17 protein-coding genes are annotated in these 16,431 nt (G+C 53.3%); 15 read left to right on the forward strand and 2 right to left on the reverse strand.

All coding sequences use genetic code 11. The annotated features are described in order from the left end of the window. Positions 1-25: 25 nt before the first annotated feature. Positions 26-817, forward strand: coding sequence for a queuosine precursor transporter (locus ABD949_RS14440; RefSeq protein ID WP_345244551.1), 792 nt, complete (start codon positions 26-28; stop codon positions 815-817). On the opposite strand, the gene ABD949_RS14445 is transcribed toward ABD949_RS14440, so the two are convergent. After that, positions 810-1,559: a TrmH family RNA methyltransferase gene (locus ABD949_RS14445; protein WP_345244552.1), complete on the reverse strand. Its 750-nt coding sequence runs from the start codon at positions 1,557-1,559 to the stop codon at positions 810-812. The two genes, ABD949_RS14440 and ABD949_RS14445, sit on opposite strands and share 8 nt — an antisense overlap. Between ABD949_RS14445 and tamL the strand changes: the two genes are divergently transcribed. The 7 genes from tamL (at position 1,558) to eboC (ending at position 10,038) form a co-directional block, all read left to right on the forward strand. Further along, entirely contained in the window at positions 1,558-4,158 is a 2,601-nt protein-coding gene (gene tamL / locus ABD949_RS14450; RefSeq protein WP_345244553.1) for a translocation and assembly module lipoprotein TamL, read from the forward strand. The two genes, ABD949_RS14445 and tamL, sit on opposite strands and share 2 nt — an antisense overlap. Positions 4,159-4,292: 134 nt before the next feature. Further along, a complete protein-coding gene (miaB, locus tag ABD949_RS14455; protein WP_345244554.1) occupies positions 4,293-5,720 on the forward strand; it encodes a tRNA (N6-isopentenyl adenosine(37)-C2)-methylthiotransferase MiaB in 1,428 nt (475 codons plus the stop codon). Positions 5,721-5,796: 76 nt separating this feature from the next. Then, positions 5,797-7,137: a sigma-54 interaction domain-containing protein gene (locus ABD949_RS14460; RefSeq protein WP_345244555.1), complete on the forward strand. Its 1,341-nt coding sequence runs from the start codon at positions 5,797-5,799 to the stop codon at positions 7,135-7,137. Then, positions 7,127-7,693 carry an LPS assembly lipoprotein LptE gene (gene lptE, locus ABD949_RS14465; RefSeq protein ID WP_345244556.1) on the forward strand — a complete coding sequence of 189 codons (567 nt, stop codon included), beginning with the start codon at positions 7,127-7,129 and terminating at the stop codon, positions 7,691-7,693. The genes ABD949_RS14460 and lptE overlap by 11 nt, the downstream gene beginning before the upstream one ends. A gap of 64 nt (positions 7,694-7,757) precedes the next feature. Next, positions 7,758-8,603, forward strand: a complete 846-nt coding sequence (locus ABD949_RS14470) for a hypothetical protein (RefSeq protein ID WP_345244557.1) — start codon at positions 7,758-7,760, stop codon at positions 8,601-8,603. Between the two features lie 47 nt (positions 8,604-8,650). Beyond that, positions 8,651-9,079, forward strand: a complete 429-nt coding sequence (gene secG / locus ABD949_RS14475; protein WP_345244558.1) for a preprotein translocase subunit SecG — start codon at positions 8,651-8,653, stop codon at positions 9,077-9,079. A gap of 83 nt (positions 9,080-9,162) precedes the next feature. Continuing rightward, positions 9,163-10,038, forward strand: coding sequence for a UbiA-like protein EboC (eboC, locus tag ABD949_RS14480; protein ID WP_345244559.1), 876 nt, complete (start codon positions 9,163-9,165; stop codon positions 10,036-10,038). Positions 10,039-10,101: 63 nt separating this feature from the next. Here eboC and ABD949_RS14485 read toward each other — a convergent pair whose 3' ends face one another. Next, on the reverse strand, positions 10,102-10,587 hold the full coding sequence (locus tag ABD949_RS14485) for a hypothetical protein (protein WP_345244560.1): 486 nt from the start codon (positions 10,585-10,587) through the stop codon (positions 10,102-10,104). Positions 10,588-10,779: 192 nt separating this feature from the next. Between ABD949_RS14485 and ABD949_RS14490 the strand changes: the two genes are divergently transcribed. The 7 genes from ABD949_RS14490 (at position 10,780) to ABD949_RS14520 (ending at position 16,410) form a co-directional block, all read left to right on the forward strand. Continuing rightward, positions 10,780-11,937, forward strand: a complete 1,158-nt coding sequence (locus tag ABD949_RS14490; RefSeq protein ID WP_345244561.1) for a 3-dehydroquinate synthase — start codon at positions 10,780-10,782, stop codon at positions 11,935-11,937. After that, positions 11,934-13,151 (forward strand): metabolite traffic protein EboE, encoded by a 1,218-nt coding sequence (eboE, locus tag ABD949_RS14495; protein WP_345244562.1) that lies wholly within the window; start codon positions 11,934-11,936, stop codon positions 13,149-13,151. Before ABD949_RS14490 ends, eboE begins: the two co-directional genes overlap by 4 nt. 6 nt (positions 13,152-13,157) lie before the next feature. Next, positions 13,158-14,555: an alkaline phosphatase family protein gene (locus ABD949_RS14500; RefSeq protein ID WP_345244563.1), complete on the forward strand. Its 1,398-nt coding sequence runs from the start codon at positions 13,158-13,160 to the stop codon at positions 14,553-14,555. Between the two features lie 93 nt (positions 14,556-14,648). Continuing rightward, positions 14,649-14,792 carry a type II toxin-antitoxin system VapB family antitoxin gene (vapB, locus tag ABD949_RS14505; protein WP_345244564.1) on the forward strand — a complete coding sequence of 48 codons (144 nt, stop codon included), beginning with the start codon at positions 14,649-14,651 and terminating at the stop codon, positions 14,790-14,792. After that, complete coding sequence (locus ABD949_RS14510) at positions 14,792-15,154, forward strand: type II toxin-antitoxin system VapC family toxin (RefSeq protein ID WP_345244565.1); 363 nt, start codon at positions 14,792-14,794, stop codon at positions 15,152-15,154. Before vapB ends, ABD949_RS14510 begins: the two co-directional genes overlap by 1 nt. 228 nt (positions 15,155-15,382) lie before the next feature. Continuing rightward, complete coding sequence (locus ABD949_RS14515; protein WP_345244566.1) at positions 15,383-15,886, forward strand: helix-turn-helix domain-containing protein; 504 nt, start codon at positions 15,383-15,385, stop codon at positions 15,884-15,886. Between the two features lie 2 nt (positions 15,887-15,888). After that, the gene (locus ABD949_RS14520) at positions 15,889-16,410 is read left to right on the forward strand and encodes an IS630 family transposase (protein WP_345244567.1); all 522 of its coding nucleotides are present in this window, start codon (positions 15,889-15,891) and stop codon (positions 16,408-16,410) included. The last annotated feature ends 21 nt before the right edge of the window (positions 16,411-16,431 follow it).

Raw genomic sequence — 16,431 nt, forward strand, 5'->3', positions numbered from 1 at the left:
CACGGTTAAACCTCTAACGAATTAAATGGCGGCTGCTACTTTTACCAACAAACGTACTACCCTCTACATCTTTCTGAGCGCCGTCTTCCTCACCAATGCGCTGGTGGCGGAGATCATTGGCGTAAAAATCTTCTCGGTCGAGTCGCTGATGGGAACCAAACCCGCACAAATTCACCTGTTTGGCGATTTTGTGCTGGATTTTAACCTGACAGCCGGAGCGGTTATCTGGCCGTTTGTGTTTATTACCTCCGACGTAATCAATGAATATTTTGGCAAGGCCGGCGTCCGGCGCATTTCGTTCCTGACGGCTGGGTTCATTGCCTACAGCTTTTTTATCATCTATGCTGTAACATCGCTGCCCCCGGCGCAGTTCTGGCTGGAGGTCAACGCAACGGATTCAGCCGGGCAGCCCATCAATATCAACAACGCCTTTGGCATGATATTCCGGCAGGGAATGGGCATCATCATCGGCTCGCTCACGGCTTTCCTGATTGGGCAGCTGCTGGATGCTTCCATTTTTCAGGCGCTGCGCAAGATCACCGGCAGCCGTAAAATCTGGCTTCGGGCAACGGGCTCTACCCTGGTTTCACAACTCGTCGATAGCTTTGTGGTGCTTTACATCGCCTTCTTTGTGTTTGGCAACTGGTCCATGCAGCAGGTTTTGGCGGTTGGGATCATCAACTACATTTATAAGTTCATCACGGCCATTCTGCTCACGCCCCTGCTGTATATGGCGCATTATTTTATTGACCGGTATCTAGGCAAAGAACACGCCGAGGAACTGGCGAATGAAGCAGCTATGAGTAGTTTTATGTAAGACTCCTCCGCCAGTTATCCAGAATGATGGCCGTAGCAATGCCGACGTTCAGCGACTCAGCCTCGCCATAGCGGGGAATGGTAATTCGCTGCGACACCAGGGCGGCTACCTCCGGGCCAATGCCGTTTGATTCGTTGCCCATCACCAGATAACCCGTTCGCCCAAAGGTGATCCGGTGAACATCACTGCCGTCCAGAAACGCGCCATACACGGGTACATCCGGGTGCTGTTTCAGCTGGCCGGCAATATCGCCGTACCACCATGCAACGCGGGTGAAAGAGCCCTTGCTGGCGGAGATGACCTTGGGATTATACACATCGGCTGTGGTATCGGAACAGATGATCTTGCGAATGCCGTACCAGTCGGCAATGCGGAGAATAGTACCCAGGTTTCCGGGATCGCGAATATCGTCCAGAACCAATACCCATTCGTTGGGCTCTGCGATCAGCGGCCGGTTTTCCTTTATTTTTACGACGGCCAGCGCCGTGTTGTTGCTCTCCAGCGTACCGGCCCGCTCCAGGTCGGCGGGTGTAACAATTTCGATTCGGGGACGTTGGTTGTCTGAGAGCCGGTCATTTTCTTTGTAAAACGCTTCAGTCGCCAGGAGGATATCGACCTGAAATCCGGATGCCAGCACCTCCCGGACACTTTTGGCTCCTTCGACCAGAAAAGCCCCGTGCTCCTGTCGGTACTTTTTCTGGTGCAGTGACTGGATAAACTTGGACAGATTTTTAGACAGCATGAATAGCGATAAAGTACGGGTAGCGCACGACCAAAGAGGCTTAGGCCACTCGTTCGGTCGTGCGCCTTACCTCGTGATTCAGACCTGGGCACTCCTGGGCGTTCTGCTGCTAAGCATATCCGGCTGCATCAGCAGCAAACAGTTGACGCAGAAAGAATACCTGTTATACAACCAGACCGTACGGGGAAACCGGGTCATTTCCAGCGACGAGCTGGAGAGCCTGATCCCCCAAAAGCCCAACCGGCGGATACTGCGCCTGCCGTTTACGCCGGCCCTCTGGTTTTACGAACTCGGTGCCCGTGGCTATAACCGCGAGGCCGCGCTGCAGGAGCTACAGGCCAAAACTACCGAATTTGAGCAGAAAAAACAGCAATATCCCGAAGACTCCCGCGAACGGCAACGGCTCGAAAAACGATACGCCCAGGAGATTAAACGCCTGCGCCGAAAGGCCGAAGAAGGAAACTGGGTCATGCGGGCCCTGGGCGAACCACCGGTTTATTTTTATGAACGCGATGCGCAGGCCAATGCCGCTAAACTGAAAACCTACCTGTTCAGCAAGGGCTTCTTCAACGCCCAGACCAGCTACCGGCTGGATACGCTGCTGGAACGGCGCATCCGCGTGATCTACCTGGTCTCCGAAAGCACACCCTACCGGCTCCGGCGAATCGCGTACGAAATTGATGATCCTCGCGTAGATTCCCTGGTAAAAAAATCGGCTCCCAACTCCCTGCTGAAAGTTGGTGAACGTTACGACGAAGCTAAACTGGGCAACGAACGGGTTCGGGTTGAAGAACTGCTCCGCAACAACGGCTATTATACCTTCAGCCGGCAATACATCCAGTTTGAACCGGATTCGTCGGTCAACAACAGCCTGGACACCTCCGGCCGGTTTGTGGATATGTGGGTGAAAATCCTGAACCCACCCGGCCAGTCGCAGCATTATACCTACCACATCGGCGATATGCGGTTTGTGATTACCCGTGATGAAACCCAAACGCCTTCTACCCAGACGCTGGATACAGTCAGCCGCAACGGTATCCGCTACCTGCTGGACGGAAAGCTGTACGCTACCCGTCTGCTGGATACCAAGATCCGGCTGCGACCAGGACAGCTCTACCGGCAGGATGATCTGCGCGAAACGCAACGACAGTTGTTTCTGCTTAACCAGTTCAAATTTGCCAACATCAATATTACAGATACCACCAACCGAATGCTGCGAACCGAAATTGTGGCGACCCCGCTCGATAAATACGAAATGACGGTGGAAGGTGGTGTATCCGTACTATACCAGGGGCAGGGAATTCCGGGACCTTTTGGCAACCTATCGCTACGGGTCCGCAATTTTCTGGGCGGGCTGGAAACCCTGGAAACCTCGTTCCGGTACGGGTTTGAAGCTCAGGCCGGTTTTAGCACGGATCAGGCGTATTTTGCGCAGGAGCTGGGGCTGAACACCTCCCTTATTTTTCCGCAGATTCTGTTTCCGGGCAAATACCGGTTCCTGTTCAGTAACTCCAACCCACGTACGCAGGTTAGTCTAGGCTACAATTACACCAACCGTCCGGAATTTATCCGAACCAACCTCCGCTCCACGCTGGCGTATAACTGGCAACCGGCGCCCAACCGGCAGTTCACGTTTCTGGCGGCCGATATAAACCTGCTCCGGGCCAGCTTTAAGAACGATGAGTTTGGCCGGACGTTTGAAACTTTCCTACGAGAACAGGCCGAGCAGGGCAGCACTATTCTAAACAGCTTTATCAACGCCTTTGCCTCAAACATCAGCTTAACCTACACCTACAATACCAATGTGGTCGGGCAGAACCGGAAAGCCAATTTCCTCCGCCTGTCTGTGGAATCGGGCGGCACAACGCTGAACCTGCTGGGTAATCAGCGGATTGAGGCTCTGTCCAGGACCTTCAACAATTTACAGTTTTTCAAGTACTTACGGGTCAATGCCGATTTCCGACACTACATCCCCCTTCGCACACACAACACGCTTGCGTTTCGGGTAAACTCCGGTCTTGTTTACGGCTATGGCCCCAACGGCACCGCCCCCTACGAAAAGCTGTTCTTTGCGGGCGGCAGCAACAGCGTACGCGCCTGGCGCCCGCGCCGGCTGGGGCCCGGTTCAGCCTACCCGCGCACCGACGCTTCCGGGCAGCCGTTGCCGATCCCAACCAATGATGATTACCGGTTCGACTATAGTTTTGAACAGCCGGGCGATATCCTGCTGGAAGGTTCGGCGGAACTTCGCGGCCGGTTGTTTCACCTGGGAGCCGATATCAACGGTGCCTTTTTTGTGGATGCCGGAAATGTGTGGCGGTTTCGGCAGAACTCCCGTCGCCCCGAAGACCGATTTTACCTGAACAACTTCCTTACCGAAATGGCGGTAGGCACCGGGGTGGGTATAAGGCTGGACTTCTCCTTCTTCATCATCCGGTTTGACGGAGCCGTTAAAGTGTACGACCCGGCCCGGCGTTTTATTACCACCGATGGAACCTACATAGATGAGCGCTTTATATTACCAAAATTTGCGCTGGATCGACCATTTAGCGGCCCCAATCCCATCGTGGTCAACTTCGGAATTGGTTATCCTTTCTGACAATTTGTCAGCAATTCTCTGATTTTTCTCGTAATTTTGCGGGAGTTTGTACCCCGGATCGGATCGCCGAAGCGATTCCCTCCCGGGATTACTTGTTAAAAACCGGAGTTGTACTCCGGGGTACTGTACTGAGTATGGAACGCGTAGCTGAAACATTAACCATATTACAACCAGAAGATAAAGAGGCCTGCGACCTGCCGCGGGTGTCGGAAGAGGAGCTGGCAATTGGCAAAAAGCGCCTGTATATCGAAAGTTACGGCTGTCAGATGAATTTCTCCGACAGCGAGATCGTAGCGGCAGTGATGCGGAACGCCGGTTTTGCCACTACCGGCACTGCCGAGGAGGCTGACCTGATCTTTCTCAATACTTGTGCGATCCGCGACAATGCCGAGCAAAAAGTCCGCAACCGGCTTAAGCAGCTGAACGTGCTGAAAAAGCAGAAACCGGCCCTGCTGGTCGGGATGCTCGGCTGCATGGCTGAGCGTCTGAAGGCAAAGCTGCTGGAAGAGGAAAAGATTGTGGACATTGTGGCCGGTCCAGACGCCTACCGCGACATTCCGAAGTTGGTTGAGGAAGCTGAATCGGGGCAAAAGGCCGTAAACGTGTTCCTCTCACGTGAGGAAACGTACGCCGATATTTCACCCATTCGGCTGAATTCCAACGGCGTAACGGCCTATATCTCCATTATGCGGGGTTGCGACAACATGTGTTCGTTCTGCGTAGTGCCGTTTACGCGGGGCCGCGAGCGCAGCCGTGATGCCTACTCCATCGTCAGCGAAGCACGGGATCTCTACGAAAACGGCTACCGGGAAGTAACGCTGCTCGGCCAGAATGTAGACAGCTATAAGTGGAGCCATGCCGACGACACCGAGCACGTCAATTTCGCCGGATTGCTGGAGCGCGTGGCGCTGGTGCATCCAGACCTGCGGGTCAGATTCTCCACCTCGCATCCCAAAGACATTACCGACGAGGTATTGTACACCATGGCAAAGTACGATAACATCTGCAAGTACATCCACCTGCCTGCCCAAAGCGGCAACAGCCGGATTCTGAAGCTGATGAACCGTACCTACGACCGGGCGTGGTATATCCAGAAGATTGACCGCATCCGCGCTATTCTGGGTGAAGACTGTGGTATCTCGCACGACATGATTGCCGGCTTCTGCACCGAAACGGAGGAGGAACACCAGGATACACTTTCCCTGATGGCATATGCCCGTTACGACTACGGCTATATGTTTGCCTACTCAGAGCGTCCCGGCACACTGGCGGCCAAGAAGTACGCCGACGATATTCCGCACGAGGTAAAAAACCGCCGGCTGAACGAAATCATTGCTCTTCAGCGTAATATGTCGCTGGAGCGTAATCAGCGGCATATCGGTAAGGTGCAGAAGGTGCTGGTTGAGGGCACATCGAAACGGTCGGATGAACAACTCTGCGGCCGTAACGACCAGAACAAAATGGTTGTGTTCCCCAAAGGCAATCTCCGGAAAGGCCAGTACGTCAGCGTGCTTGTCACCGAGTGCACAGCGGCCACGTTGATTGGTGAAGTGGTGGATTAAGTTTGCAGTAGGCAGTGGGCAGTAGGCAGAGATCGGCAGACTGCAAACTGCCCACCGCCCACTGAAGACTTTTATTATGAATTTACAAGAGGTCCAGAGCGTAAAGCAGCGCTTCGGTATTATTGGTAACGCGCCGGCGCTGAACTACGCCATCAATGTAGCCATTCAGGTGTCAGGTACAGACCTGACGGTGCTGATTACGGGGGAGAGCGGCAGCGGGAAAGAGTCTTTTTCCAAGATTATCCACTCGCTTAGTCACCGCAAGCACGGTCAGTTCATTGCTATCAACTGCGGGGCCATCCCGGAGGGCACCATCGACTCCGAACTGTTTGGTCACGAGAAAGGCTCCTTTACCGGTGCAGTCGACCAGCGGAAGGGTTATTTTGAAACCACCAATGGCGGTACCATCTTCCTGGATGAGATCGGCGAGATGCCCCTCGGCACCCAGGCCAGGTTGCTGCGCGTGCTGGAGAATGGTGAGTTTATCCGGGTGGGTTCGTCGAAGGTGCAAAAGACGGATGTGCGGGTGGTAGCCGCTACCAACGTAAATCTGCTGGATGCCGTCAGCAAAGGCAAGTTCCGCGAGGACCTCTACTACCGGCTCAACACCGTGCCCATTTACGTGCCACCGTTGCGGGAGCGCGGAGATGATATTGAACTGCTGTTCCGCAAGTTCACGACGGATTTTGCCGAGCGGTACCGCATCAGTCCCATCCAGCTGACTGAACCGGCCAAACAGTTGATCCTGCAATATCCCTTTCCGGGTAATATCCGGCAGTTAAAGAACATTGCCGAGCAGATCTCGATTCTGGAGACGGACCATGCCAAACCCGTCGACGCCGAAACGCTGACCCGCTACCTGCCGCAACCGCAGCAAACCAGCCGGATGCCGATGGTGTTTCCGCAGGCTCAGGGCAGCGGCAACGATGGGTTCAGCGAGCGGGAACTCCTCTACAAAGTCCTGTTCGATATGCGCCGGGACATGAACGACCTGAAAAAACTGGTCCTGGATGTACTCAACCAGGAGCAATACGGTCGGCAAATCCTGAACAACCACAAAGACCTGTTCGACACGCTGCAAACCGACCGGCCCGCCGATAAGTCCTACGCTACCGCTCAGGAAGCCGACGATGCGGCCCATATTGCCAAACTGCTACCCCCACCAACGGCCAATGCAGCTCCAGAGCCCTACGGCAACTATGAAGACGTTGAGGATAAAAACGAGGTAACGGTCGAAGACATCACCCACGAAACTGAAGAGGACGATTCGCTCTCGCTGGAACGCAAAGAAAAAGAAATGATTATCAAAGCCCTCCGGCGCAACAACAACAAGCGAAAGTATGCCGCTCAGGCACTTGGCATCTCCGAGCGAACGTTATACCGGAAAATTAAACAGTATGAGATTGATGAAGAATAAACTTAAGTTGGCAGATTTTGCTCTTGATAGACTGACCTACTCCTACTGCCTACTGAGAACTGCCAACTGCCTACTTATTGTAGCCCTCTGTCTGTTCCTCTCCTCCTGCGGCATATACTCCTTTACCGGTACCACGCTGTCGCCGGATCTGAAAAGCATTACCATTACAAACTTTTCCATGCAGACGGCGGGTGGCCCGGCCAACCTAGCGATCAACCTTAACGAACGGCTGAAAGAATACTACCAGCGTTATACCAACCTGAAGGTTGTACCCAGCGGGGGCGATCTGTTGCTGGAAGGCTCCATTACCGGCTATGACCTGCTGGCCATTGCTCCCACCGCCCAGGACCAGGCCGGTCTGAACCGGCTCCAGATTACGGTTCAGGCCCGCTTCGTCAACAACAAAGAAGAAAGTAAAAGCTTTGATCAGTCATTCTCGTTCTATCAGGACTTTCCGCAGAATCAGACACTTGACCAGAATGAAGGTCGCCTGGTACCGAAAATTCTGGATCAGATCGTCCTGGATATTTTTAATAAAACAGCCGCCGACTGGTAATTTTCCGCTAATTATCCGTATTTTCGGGTAGCGCATTCGCCCAACCCGACACCGATCTTTGTACATGCAACCCCTCGATAAGGAAACATTCTCTTATTGGGTAACTCACCCCGATGACCTGACCGTTACCGATTTCCGGCTGCTACAGGAAAGTCTGGAGGCCTACCCATATTGTCAGTCCCTACACACCCTCACCGCCAAGGCGGCATCGCTTCACCAGAAAGGCCACACGATTACGTTTGTCCGCCAGGCGGCCGCCCATGCCCTGAGCCGGAATGCGCTCCGCAAATTGATCGATAACGAGTTTCAGTGGTCGGATAACCTGCTGTCGAAGCTGAACGAGCTTTCGCAGCGGCACGTACCCATTCCGGAGGATTACCAGCAGGAAAGTTATGCCCTCTTTAAATCCAAATCCGGTGCCGGTCTGAAGGACAGCTTTCCCAGACTCCCGCTGCTTCAGTTTGCCGAACCGGTGTTTACCAAAGAGGCCGAACCGGCCGAGCCTGTACCCATTGTTGATGAGTCGACGCTGACGGAAACAGCCCTTCAAAACGATCTGGAGCAATCGGCCCCCGAACCGGCTCCCGTTGAGGAGGTACCGGCCGCTGATCCGGTGCTGGCGGTTCAGAAAGAGATCATCGAGATGTTTATTAAGAATGAGCCCCGTATCACGCCCATCCGGTCCAAACTCGAGGAACAGCCCGAACAGGAGGATCTGACCCGCCGTAATCAGGGAACCCTCGACGGATTAGCCACCGAAAGTCTGGCCAAGATTATGCTCAAGCAGGGCAAGACCGGGAAGGCAATTGAAATATATGAGAAACTAATGTTGAAAAATCCGGAGAAAAGCGCGTACTTTGCGGCAAAAATCAGTGAATTAAAAGAAAGCCAGGCGCTCTCCAAGAAGTAGGTAAGAAGGCTTGATTTACTGATAAAAAGAAAAGCATTAACAATTTTATGGTAACGGCAACTATCGTCATTATTTGTATTCTTACTGTACTGCTGATTCTCATCGTGCTGATTCAGAACTCCAAGGGTGGAGGTTTGTCCGGCGAATTCGGCGGTCTGGGCTCTAACCAGTTGATGGGTGTGAAGAAAACCACAGACCTGCTGGAGCAAATCACCTGGGGTCTGGGCGTGGGCGTTATGGTCCTGACCCTGGCTTCGTACATCATGATTGATAAAGACTCGGCAGAGGCTCAAATCAACAGTGTGAACGTAGAGCGGGCACAAACCAAGAGTGCGCCGGGTGGTGGCCTGACTCCGGCCCAACCGGCTCCCGGAGCCGCAGCACCGGGAGCAGCCAATCAGGGAACTCCTGCTCCGGGCTCTGCCACGCCGAATGCGCAGCCGGCTCCGGCCCCGACGCAGCAACCGAATCAGTAAAAACCGCATTAGCTTATGGAAGGCTGCCCCCAACAAGGCAGCCTTTTTGTTTAAGTCATTCCTGACCTACCTGTTGTACGCGTATGTTTCTTGCCTTACTCCGGCTGACCCGCCCGGCTAACCTGATCACCGCCGTTGCCGATGTGCTGGCGGGAATGGCCATCGCCGGTTTCCTGACCGCCCCCGATGCCACGTTCGGACCTATGTTATGGCTGTGTCTGGCAACGATTGGCCTGTACGGGGGTGGGGTCGTCATGAACGATGTTTTTGATGCAGACCTGGATGCGGTGGAGCGCCCGGAGCGACCCATTCCCAGCGGAGTAGTCAGTAAAAGTACGGCTGCCGGGTGGGGCGTCCTGCTGCTACTAATCGGCATTGCAGCGGCTTTTCTGGTAAACGCCATAGCCGGGGTTCTGGCCATTGCCATTGCCATTGCCGCTGTGGTATACGACCGGTACGGCAAACACCATCCGGTTCTGGGGCCACTGAACATGGGGCTTTGCCGGGGTCTTAACTTGTTGCTTGGGGTTAGCGTGATACCTGCACAGGTACAGCCCTACGCCTGGGTTGGCATAATACCTATTGTGTATATTGCCGCCATTACCATGATCAGCCGGGGTGAGGTGCATGGCGGCAATTCCGGTATTCTGCGCCTGGCGGGACTATTGTACGGGCTGGTCATTGCCAGCATTGCGGCCATTGCCCAGCAGCAGCAACAACTCGGCACAGCGTTTCCCTTCCTGCTGATCTTCGGGTATTTTATTTTCCCTCCGCTCTGGCGGGCCGTGCGGGAGCCGGTGGGACGAAACATTGGTATGGCCGTAAAAGCCGGTGTACTGTCGCTGATTGTAATGAACGCAGCCTGGGTAGCGGCTTTTGCTTCGTTTCCGCTGGCGTTGCTGGTGGCCTGCCTGCTGCCCCTGTCCCGACTCCTGGCGAAGGCGTTTGCGGTAACGTAACAAAAAATCCCACCCGGAAGCCGGGCGGGATTTTCACCTTCTCACTATGGCAACAATCACCCCTTAGTCGTTACGGTGGGTGTGCTTTGCCCGACGCTCCTCTCTTCTGGCTTTAGCTTGCTCACGTTGTTCGGGCGTCATCAAACTCCACTGCTCTTCGCGCTGCTTCCGGTGGCCCTGCTTATAGGCCTCACGCTGCTCAGGCGTCATGGCTTCCCACTGCGCCTTTAGCTGCTGCCGGAACGCTTCTTTTTCCCCGGGAGTCATGTTCTTGAATTTCTCACGCATTTCCTGTCGGCGTTTAGCCATGTCACGCTGCTCGGGCGTAAGGGAAGCTATGCGTTCTTCACGCTGCTTTTTGCGAGTCTCCAGAAACGCTTTCCGCTCTGCGGGAGACATAGCCTTCAGCTTTTCTTTACGTTCTTTTTGCGCTTCAGTCCGGTCTTCGCGACCGACCCGGTTATTATCATTAGTTGGTTGTGTTTGTGCATAGGCCCCTACGGTGAAGAAGGTGGCGGTTACGGCGGCAATCAAAAATTGGGTTCTCATGCTCTGTTCATTAGGTTGTCTACTGAAAGCGAACCTGTCGCTTTTCGTATTCTTGGATGGCGATTGAGTAAAAAGGTTTAATCCCTGTCTTAGCTATTTTAAAGATTTATGGTCATTCATCTGAACTGTTGAGGAGTGGAAAACCGTTTATTTTTTGGGTATTTTTGAGGATTAATAGATAGACACCAGCATATGGATTCCATACAGCAGTCGTTCAGCGTTCGGTTTACCTACCCGGTACACTTTACCGAGTACCTGTTCGACCAGGCCAACCCGCTGCTTCTTAGTTTCTTTGAACAACAGCGTACAGAAGGGTTTCAGAAAAAAGCGTTATTCATCCTCGATGAGGGCGTTACTCAGCATCATCCGAATCTGCCGGCACAGATCGCTGCTTATTTTAAGACGCAGTCCTTCGTCCAGTTGATTCCGGACCTGATTACGGTACCGGGTGGGGAGCAGGCCAAAAACGACCCGGCACTGATCGGACGGCTGATCGACGCCATCGACAATTATGGTATCGACCGGCATTCGTACGTGGTGGCCGTCGGCGGGGGCTCTGTACTGGATCTGGTGGGTTACGTAGCCGCCATTTCGCATCGGGGCATCCGGCATGTTCGTATACCAACTACCGTGCTGTCGCAGAATGATTCCGGCGTCGGTGTAAAGAATGGCGTTAACTACCAGGGCAAAAAAAATTTCCTGGGCACCTTTGCGCCACCAGTCGCGGTATTCAATGATTTTCAGTTTCTGACGACCCTCGACGACCGCGACTGGCGGGCAGGGATCTCGGAAGCTATCAAGGTAGCGCTTGTCAAAGATCCGGCATTCTTCGAACGTATGGAAGCAGACGCCAATGCGCTGGCCCACCGCGATCTGGAAGCCATGAAATACCTGGTACACCGCTGCGCCGAGCTGCACATGCAGCACATTGCCGGGGGCGACCCGTTCGAGATGGGCTCGTCGCGGCCTCTGGACTTCGGCCACTGGAGTGCTCACAAACTGGAATACCTGACTGATTTTGAAGTGCGTCATGGCGAAGCGGTAGCCATCGGCATGGCCCTCGACTGCCTGTACGCCAACCGCATCGGCTGGTTGTCCGACAATGAAACGGACCGTATTCTCAATCTGATGCGGACACTGGGCTTCTCACTCTACCATCCCGCACTCGATACCGACAACAGCGAGGGCGTATTACGGGGGCTCACTGAGTTCCGGGAGCATTTGGGGGGCCGCCTGACCATTCTCTTATTGAAAACCATCGGCCGCGGTGTCGAGGTTCACGACATTGATGCCGAACTGGTCCGGCAGTCGATTGCTTTCTTACGCGAAACCGAAACGCAACCGGTATGAAGACGTCCCTGGGACACCTGAGTTACTGTACCAACATACACGCCGGCGAACACTGGTCCGATCATTTCATGGCCCTGCAGCAGGCGTTACCCGGCATTAAGCAGCAACTGTCGCCCAATGCACCTTTTGGCCTGGGGCTGCGGTTATCTGATGTAGCCAGCCGGGAATTAGAATACAGCGAACGGTTGCATGAATTCAAGCAGTGGCTCACGGATAATAACCTCTACGTCTTTACCATGAATGGCTTCCCGTATGGCGGTTTTCACCGGGTACGGGTAAAAGATGAAGTGCATACCCCCGACTGGACGACCGAAGACCGAGTGCAGTACACCATCCGCCTGTTCCGGCTGCTGGTCGAACTGCTACCGGCAGGTATGTCGGGTGGAGTGTCTACGTCGCCCCTCTCCTACCGATACTGGTTCAAGTGGACGGATCGCTGGGAGCGCGACCGGATTTATGAAGCTACCACGCAAAGCCTGATGGATGTGGTGGAAGAGCTGGTGCGGCTGAAGCAGGGCAAAGGCATTAGTATGCACATTGATATTGAGCCGGAGCCGGACGGTGCACTGGAAACGGCCGATGAGTTTATCGACTGGTTTAACCAATACCTGCGCCCCATCGGCATCGAACGGCTGAATGCCATCTTCGGCATGACGGTGGACCAAGCGGAAGAAGCCCTGCGCGAACACGTGCAGTTATGCTATGATGTATGCCACTTTGCCGTTGGTTTTGAACGGCCGGCCGATGTGCTGAGTAAATTAAAGAAACATAAGCTGCGCGTAGGGAAAATACAGATCAGTGCGGCCCTTAAGGCATCTTTTCCGCCGGATCAGGAAGGCCGTGAAGCGCTCCGGCAGGAGTTTTCCCGGTTCAACGAGCCAACGTACCTTCACCAGGTAGTAGCCAGTGATGCCGCCGGCAAATTGTCCCGCTACCCCGATCTGCCCGAAGCACTGGCTGCCTTTAGGCCGAACCATACCGAATGGCGGTCACATTTTCACGTACCAATTTTTGTGTCAGATTTTGGCCGCTTACAATCGACCCAGTCAGACATTACGGAGGTGCTCCGGCTACAGAAGGAGCAGCCGTTTACACAGCAACTGGAAGCCGAAACTTATACCTGGGAGGTCTTACCCCAAGAGCTGAAAATGCCTATTAACGATTCCATTGTGCGGGAGTTGAAGTGGGTATTGGACGAAATGCAAAAGGCTTAAAGCGTAATGAAAAAAACGGTCGTCATCGATGTAGTAGGGTTGTCGTCATCGCTGATTGGCGAGCATACCCCTTTTTTAAAAAATTGGGTAGCCGGTAAGAAACTGTCTACCATCACCCCGATGCTGCCGGCGGTTACCACGTCGGTGCAGTCTACCTACGTGACGGGAAAATGGCCCAGCGACCACGGCATTGTGGGTAACGGCTGGTACGACCGCACCGACAGCGAGGTAAAGTTCTGGAAACAATCGAACAAGCTGGTGCAGGGCGAGAAAATCTGGGACAAAGCCCGTCAGGTTGATCCATCGTTTACCGTGTCGAAGATGTTCTGGTGGTACAACATGTACTCCACCGCCGACTTTTCGGTAACGCCCCGCCCGCAGTACCTGGCCGACGGCCGTAAAATGCCCGACTGCTACGCCTACCCCGCCGACCTGCGCGACCGGCTTCAGCAGACATTAGGCACGTTCCCGCTGTTTCAGTTCTGGGGACCGGGCGCTAATATCAAATCAACGCGCTGGATTGCCGATGCCTCCATGCTGGTGGACCAGTGGCACAACCCCACACTGACGCTTATTTACCTGCCCCACCTGGACTACTGCCTGCAAAAGTTCGGGCAGAACCTCTCGAAAAACAGCCAGGAACTGCGGGAGATTGACGATGTCTGCCGCGACCTGATTCAATATTACGAAAAGCAGAGTGCCGAAGTTATTGTCCTCTCGGAATACGGCATTACCAACGTCAGCCAGCCTATTCACCTGAACCGCGCCTTCCGCGAAGCTGGCTTAATCCAGATACGCGAAGAGCGCGGACTGGAGTTGCTGGATGCTGGAGCCTCGCGCGCCTTTGCCGTAGCCGACCACCAGGTAGCGCATATCTACATCAACGATCAGGCCTGCACGGCGCAGGTCCGCTCCATTCTGGAAAAAACACCCGGCATTGAACTCATCCTGGACGAAGCCGGCAAACGCCAGCACCACATTGACCACGAACGCGCCGGCGACCTGGTGCTGATGGCCGATGCCAATAGCTGGTTCACCTACTACTACTGGCTCGACGATAGCAAAGCACCGGATTATGCCCGTACTGTGGAGATCCACAAAAAGCCCGGCTATGACCCGGTGGAGATGTTTATGGACGAAGCCAATCCGCTAATTAAGATGAAAGCCGGCTACAAGCTGATGCGCAAAAAGCTCGGCTTCCGCTACCTGATGAACGTCATTTCACTGGATGCTACCCTCATCAAAGGCTCACACGGCCGCATCGGCACCGCCTCCGAACACCGCCCCGTTTTCGTCAGCAACCACTCCGACGGTAAACCCTTGTCGGCTATTGATGTATACGGCAGGATTTGGGAAACGATGGGCGCTGGGGTGCTGGCGAGCAGCAAACAAATCGTTAAATAAAATGTATATTTGAAGATAGCGGTAGCCTAGTTTTCTCATGACAGACCTGCAACTATATACCGAACTCTCCTCCCTGATGACCTCAAAAAAGAGGTGCAGGACTTTATTGAGTTTTTAAAAACCAAGTCCAAAAAGCAGAAACCACTTAAGCAACGGGAGTTTGGTGCCGCCAAAGGATTCTTTGTCATGCACGACGATTTTGACGAGCCTTTGGAGGACTTCAAAGAATATATGTAATGGACTTGCTTTTAGACACGCACACCTTTATCTGGTTTCTAAACGGCGATAACCAACTGAGTCCACATCTTAGAAGTATCATTTCGGACCCTGCAAACAGGTGCCTTCTCAGCATAGCCAGCATTTGGAAAATAGCTATCAAGAGCAGCTTGAACAAACTTGAGCTAAAAGGAAGCTTTGACCAAATAGCAGGCTTCTTAAACGACAATGATATTGAAATCCTGCCTATCACATTTGAACATCTGCAACACTTAGTTCACCTCGATTTTCATCACCGCGACCCTTTTGATAGAATTATGATTGCGCAGGCAGTGGCAGAACGAATAGTACTCGCAACAAAAGATGAGGTATTTAGCAAGTAAAATATTAGAACAATTTGGGAGCAAAGTAGCTAACTTTTGTTCTACATCTATTTGCTGACGATGTGCACTCATACCGATGGAATATGACATCTCCAAACAACCTTGACGATAAAGCAAGGAAAATTCAAGAAATTGCAAACAAGCTTGGTTGGAATTCCGACATTAACTCACTTGTTAACAGAGTTATAGAGGGAAGTATAAACCTGTAATATTTGTATCTTGCTCTTGATGGGAGCAAAATATAAACCAAAAGACTACGAAGTGCTTCGCCGTCGCTGTGTGGCCCTTTGGCAAGACGGCTTAAAACAGAAAGCCATCGCTGCGGCCTTAGGTATTACCCAAGGTGGCGTAAGCCGCACACTGACTAAGTTCAAACAACAAGGCGAAGCGGCCCTGCAATACCGCAAACCAACTGGCGCTCCTCCTCGGCTGACTCAGGAGCAGGTAGCCCAACTGGTTGAGGAACTAAGTAAAGGGCCTCAGCACCATGGGTTTGCTGGAGAAGTCTGGACCCGTAAACGGGTTAAAGCCGTTATCGAGCAGCTATTTGAGGTGAGTTATGATGTGTCTCAGGTCGGGCGAATTCTGAAGAAAGTGGGTTGGACCGGGACGCCGGGGCGTTCGGCAGAAGCCTCAAAAGAAGGCCCGCCAACAAAAGCCAGAAGCCGTGCAAGAGTGGCAAGACGAGCGCCTACCGGAACTAAAAAAAAGCGCAGCAGGAGAACCGGGTAATTGTGTACATAGATGAGGCCGCTTGTTACCTGCTGCCGCTCCTAGCCCACACTTGGGCACCACGGGGTGAAACACCAGTGGTCAAAGAGAAAGCTGGTCGAGACCACTGGAACCTGATAGCGGCCATAGCGCCCAACGGTCGTATCTATGTAGGCTATCAGAATCAGGCCTTCACGGGGGAAGACCTGGTTTGGTTTCTGGAAAAGCTCTGTAGCCGCTATCGCAAGCGGAATTTGCTGGTGATCTGGGATGGGCTGAAAGCCCATAGTGGTGAAGCGGTCAAAGCCTTCTTAGCGGCCCGACCGGGTCGAGTTCATCTGGAGCGTTTACCGGCCTATAGTCCGGAACTGAATCCAGTGGAGTTGGTCTGGAGTCATCTGAAGCGTAGTTTGAAAAATCAGGTATTTTGCAAATTAGCTGACCTACAGGAAGCTGTTGAGGAGCAGATCAAGCTTATGAGAGAAGATCCTAAACTGATCAGGAGTTTCTTCCGAAAGAAGGAGGTAGTGTTTATTACAGACTAATGCACTCCTCTATAAGCAGTT

The sequence above is a fragment of the Nibrella saemangeumensis genome (assembly GCF_039541915.1).
GTDB classification, from domain to species: Bacteria; Bacteroidota; Bacteroidia; order Cytophagales; family Spirosomataceae; genus Nibrella; species Nibrella saemangeumensis.

What these genes read in the sequence shown, in the direction of transcription:
- ABD949_RS14440 (WP_345244551.1), top strand. Translation starts at nt 26, where the DNA reads ATGGCGGCTGCTACTTTTACCAACAAACGTACTACCCTCTACATCTTT.
- tamL (WP_345244553.1), top strand. Translation starts at nt 1,558, where the DNA reads ATGAATAGCGATAAAGTACGGGTAGCGCACGACCAAAGAGGCTTAGGC.
- ABD949_RS14445 (WP_345244552.1), bottom strand. Translation starts at nt 1,559, where the DNA reads ATGCTGTCTAAAAATCTGTCCAAGTTTATCCAGTCACTGCACCAGAAA.
- miaB (WP_345244554.1), top strand. Translation starts at nt 4,293, where the DNA reads ATGGAACGCGTAGCTGAAACATTAACCATATTACAACCAGAAGATAAA.
- ABD949_RS14460 (WP_345244555.1), top strand. Translation starts at nt 5,797, where the DNA reads ATGAATTTACAAGAGGTCCAGAGCGTAAAGCAGCGCTTCGGTATTATT.
- lptE (WP_345244556.1), top strand. Translation starts at nt 7,127, where the DNA reads ATGAAGAATAAACTTAAGTTGGCAGATTTTGCTCTTGATAGACTGACC.
- ABD949_RS14470 (WP_345244557.1), top strand. Translation starts at nt 7,758, where the DNA reads ATGCAACCCCTCGATAAGGAAACATTCTCTTATTGGGTAACTCACCCC.
- secG (WP_345244558.1), top strand. Translation starts at nt 8,651, where the DNA reads ATGGTAACGGCAACTATCGTCATTATTTGTATTCTTACTGTACTGCTG.
- eboC (WP_345244559.1), top strand. Translation starts at nt 9,163, where the DNA reads ATGTTTCTTGCCTTACTCCGGCTGACCCGCCCGGCTAACCTGATCACC.
- ABD949_RS14485 (WP_345244560.1), bottom strand. Translation starts at nt 10,587, where the DNA reads ATGAGAACCCAATTTTTGATTGCCGCCGTAACCGCCACCTTCTTCACC.
- ABD949_RS14490 (WP_345244561.1), top strand. Translation starts at nt 10,780, where the DNA reads ATGGATTCCATACAGCAGTCGTTCAGCGTTCGGTTTACCTACCCGGTA.
- eboE (WP_345244562.1), top strand. Translation starts at nt 11,934, where the DNA reads ATGAAGACGTCCCTGGGACACCTGAGTTACTGTACCAACATACACGCC.
- ABD949_RS14500 (WP_345244563.1), top strand. Translation starts at nt 13,158, where the DNA reads ATGAAAAAAACGGTCGTCATCGATGTAGTAGGGTTGTCGTCATCGCTG.
- ABD949_RS14510 (WP_345244565.1), top strand. Translation starts at nt 14,792, where the DNA reads ATGGACTTGCTTTTAGACACGCACACCTTTATCTGGTTTCTAAACGGC.
- ABD949_RS14515 (WP_345244566.1), top strand. Translation starts at nt 15,383, where the DNA reads ATGGGAGCAAAATATAAACCAAAAGACTACGAAGTGCTTCGCCGTCGC.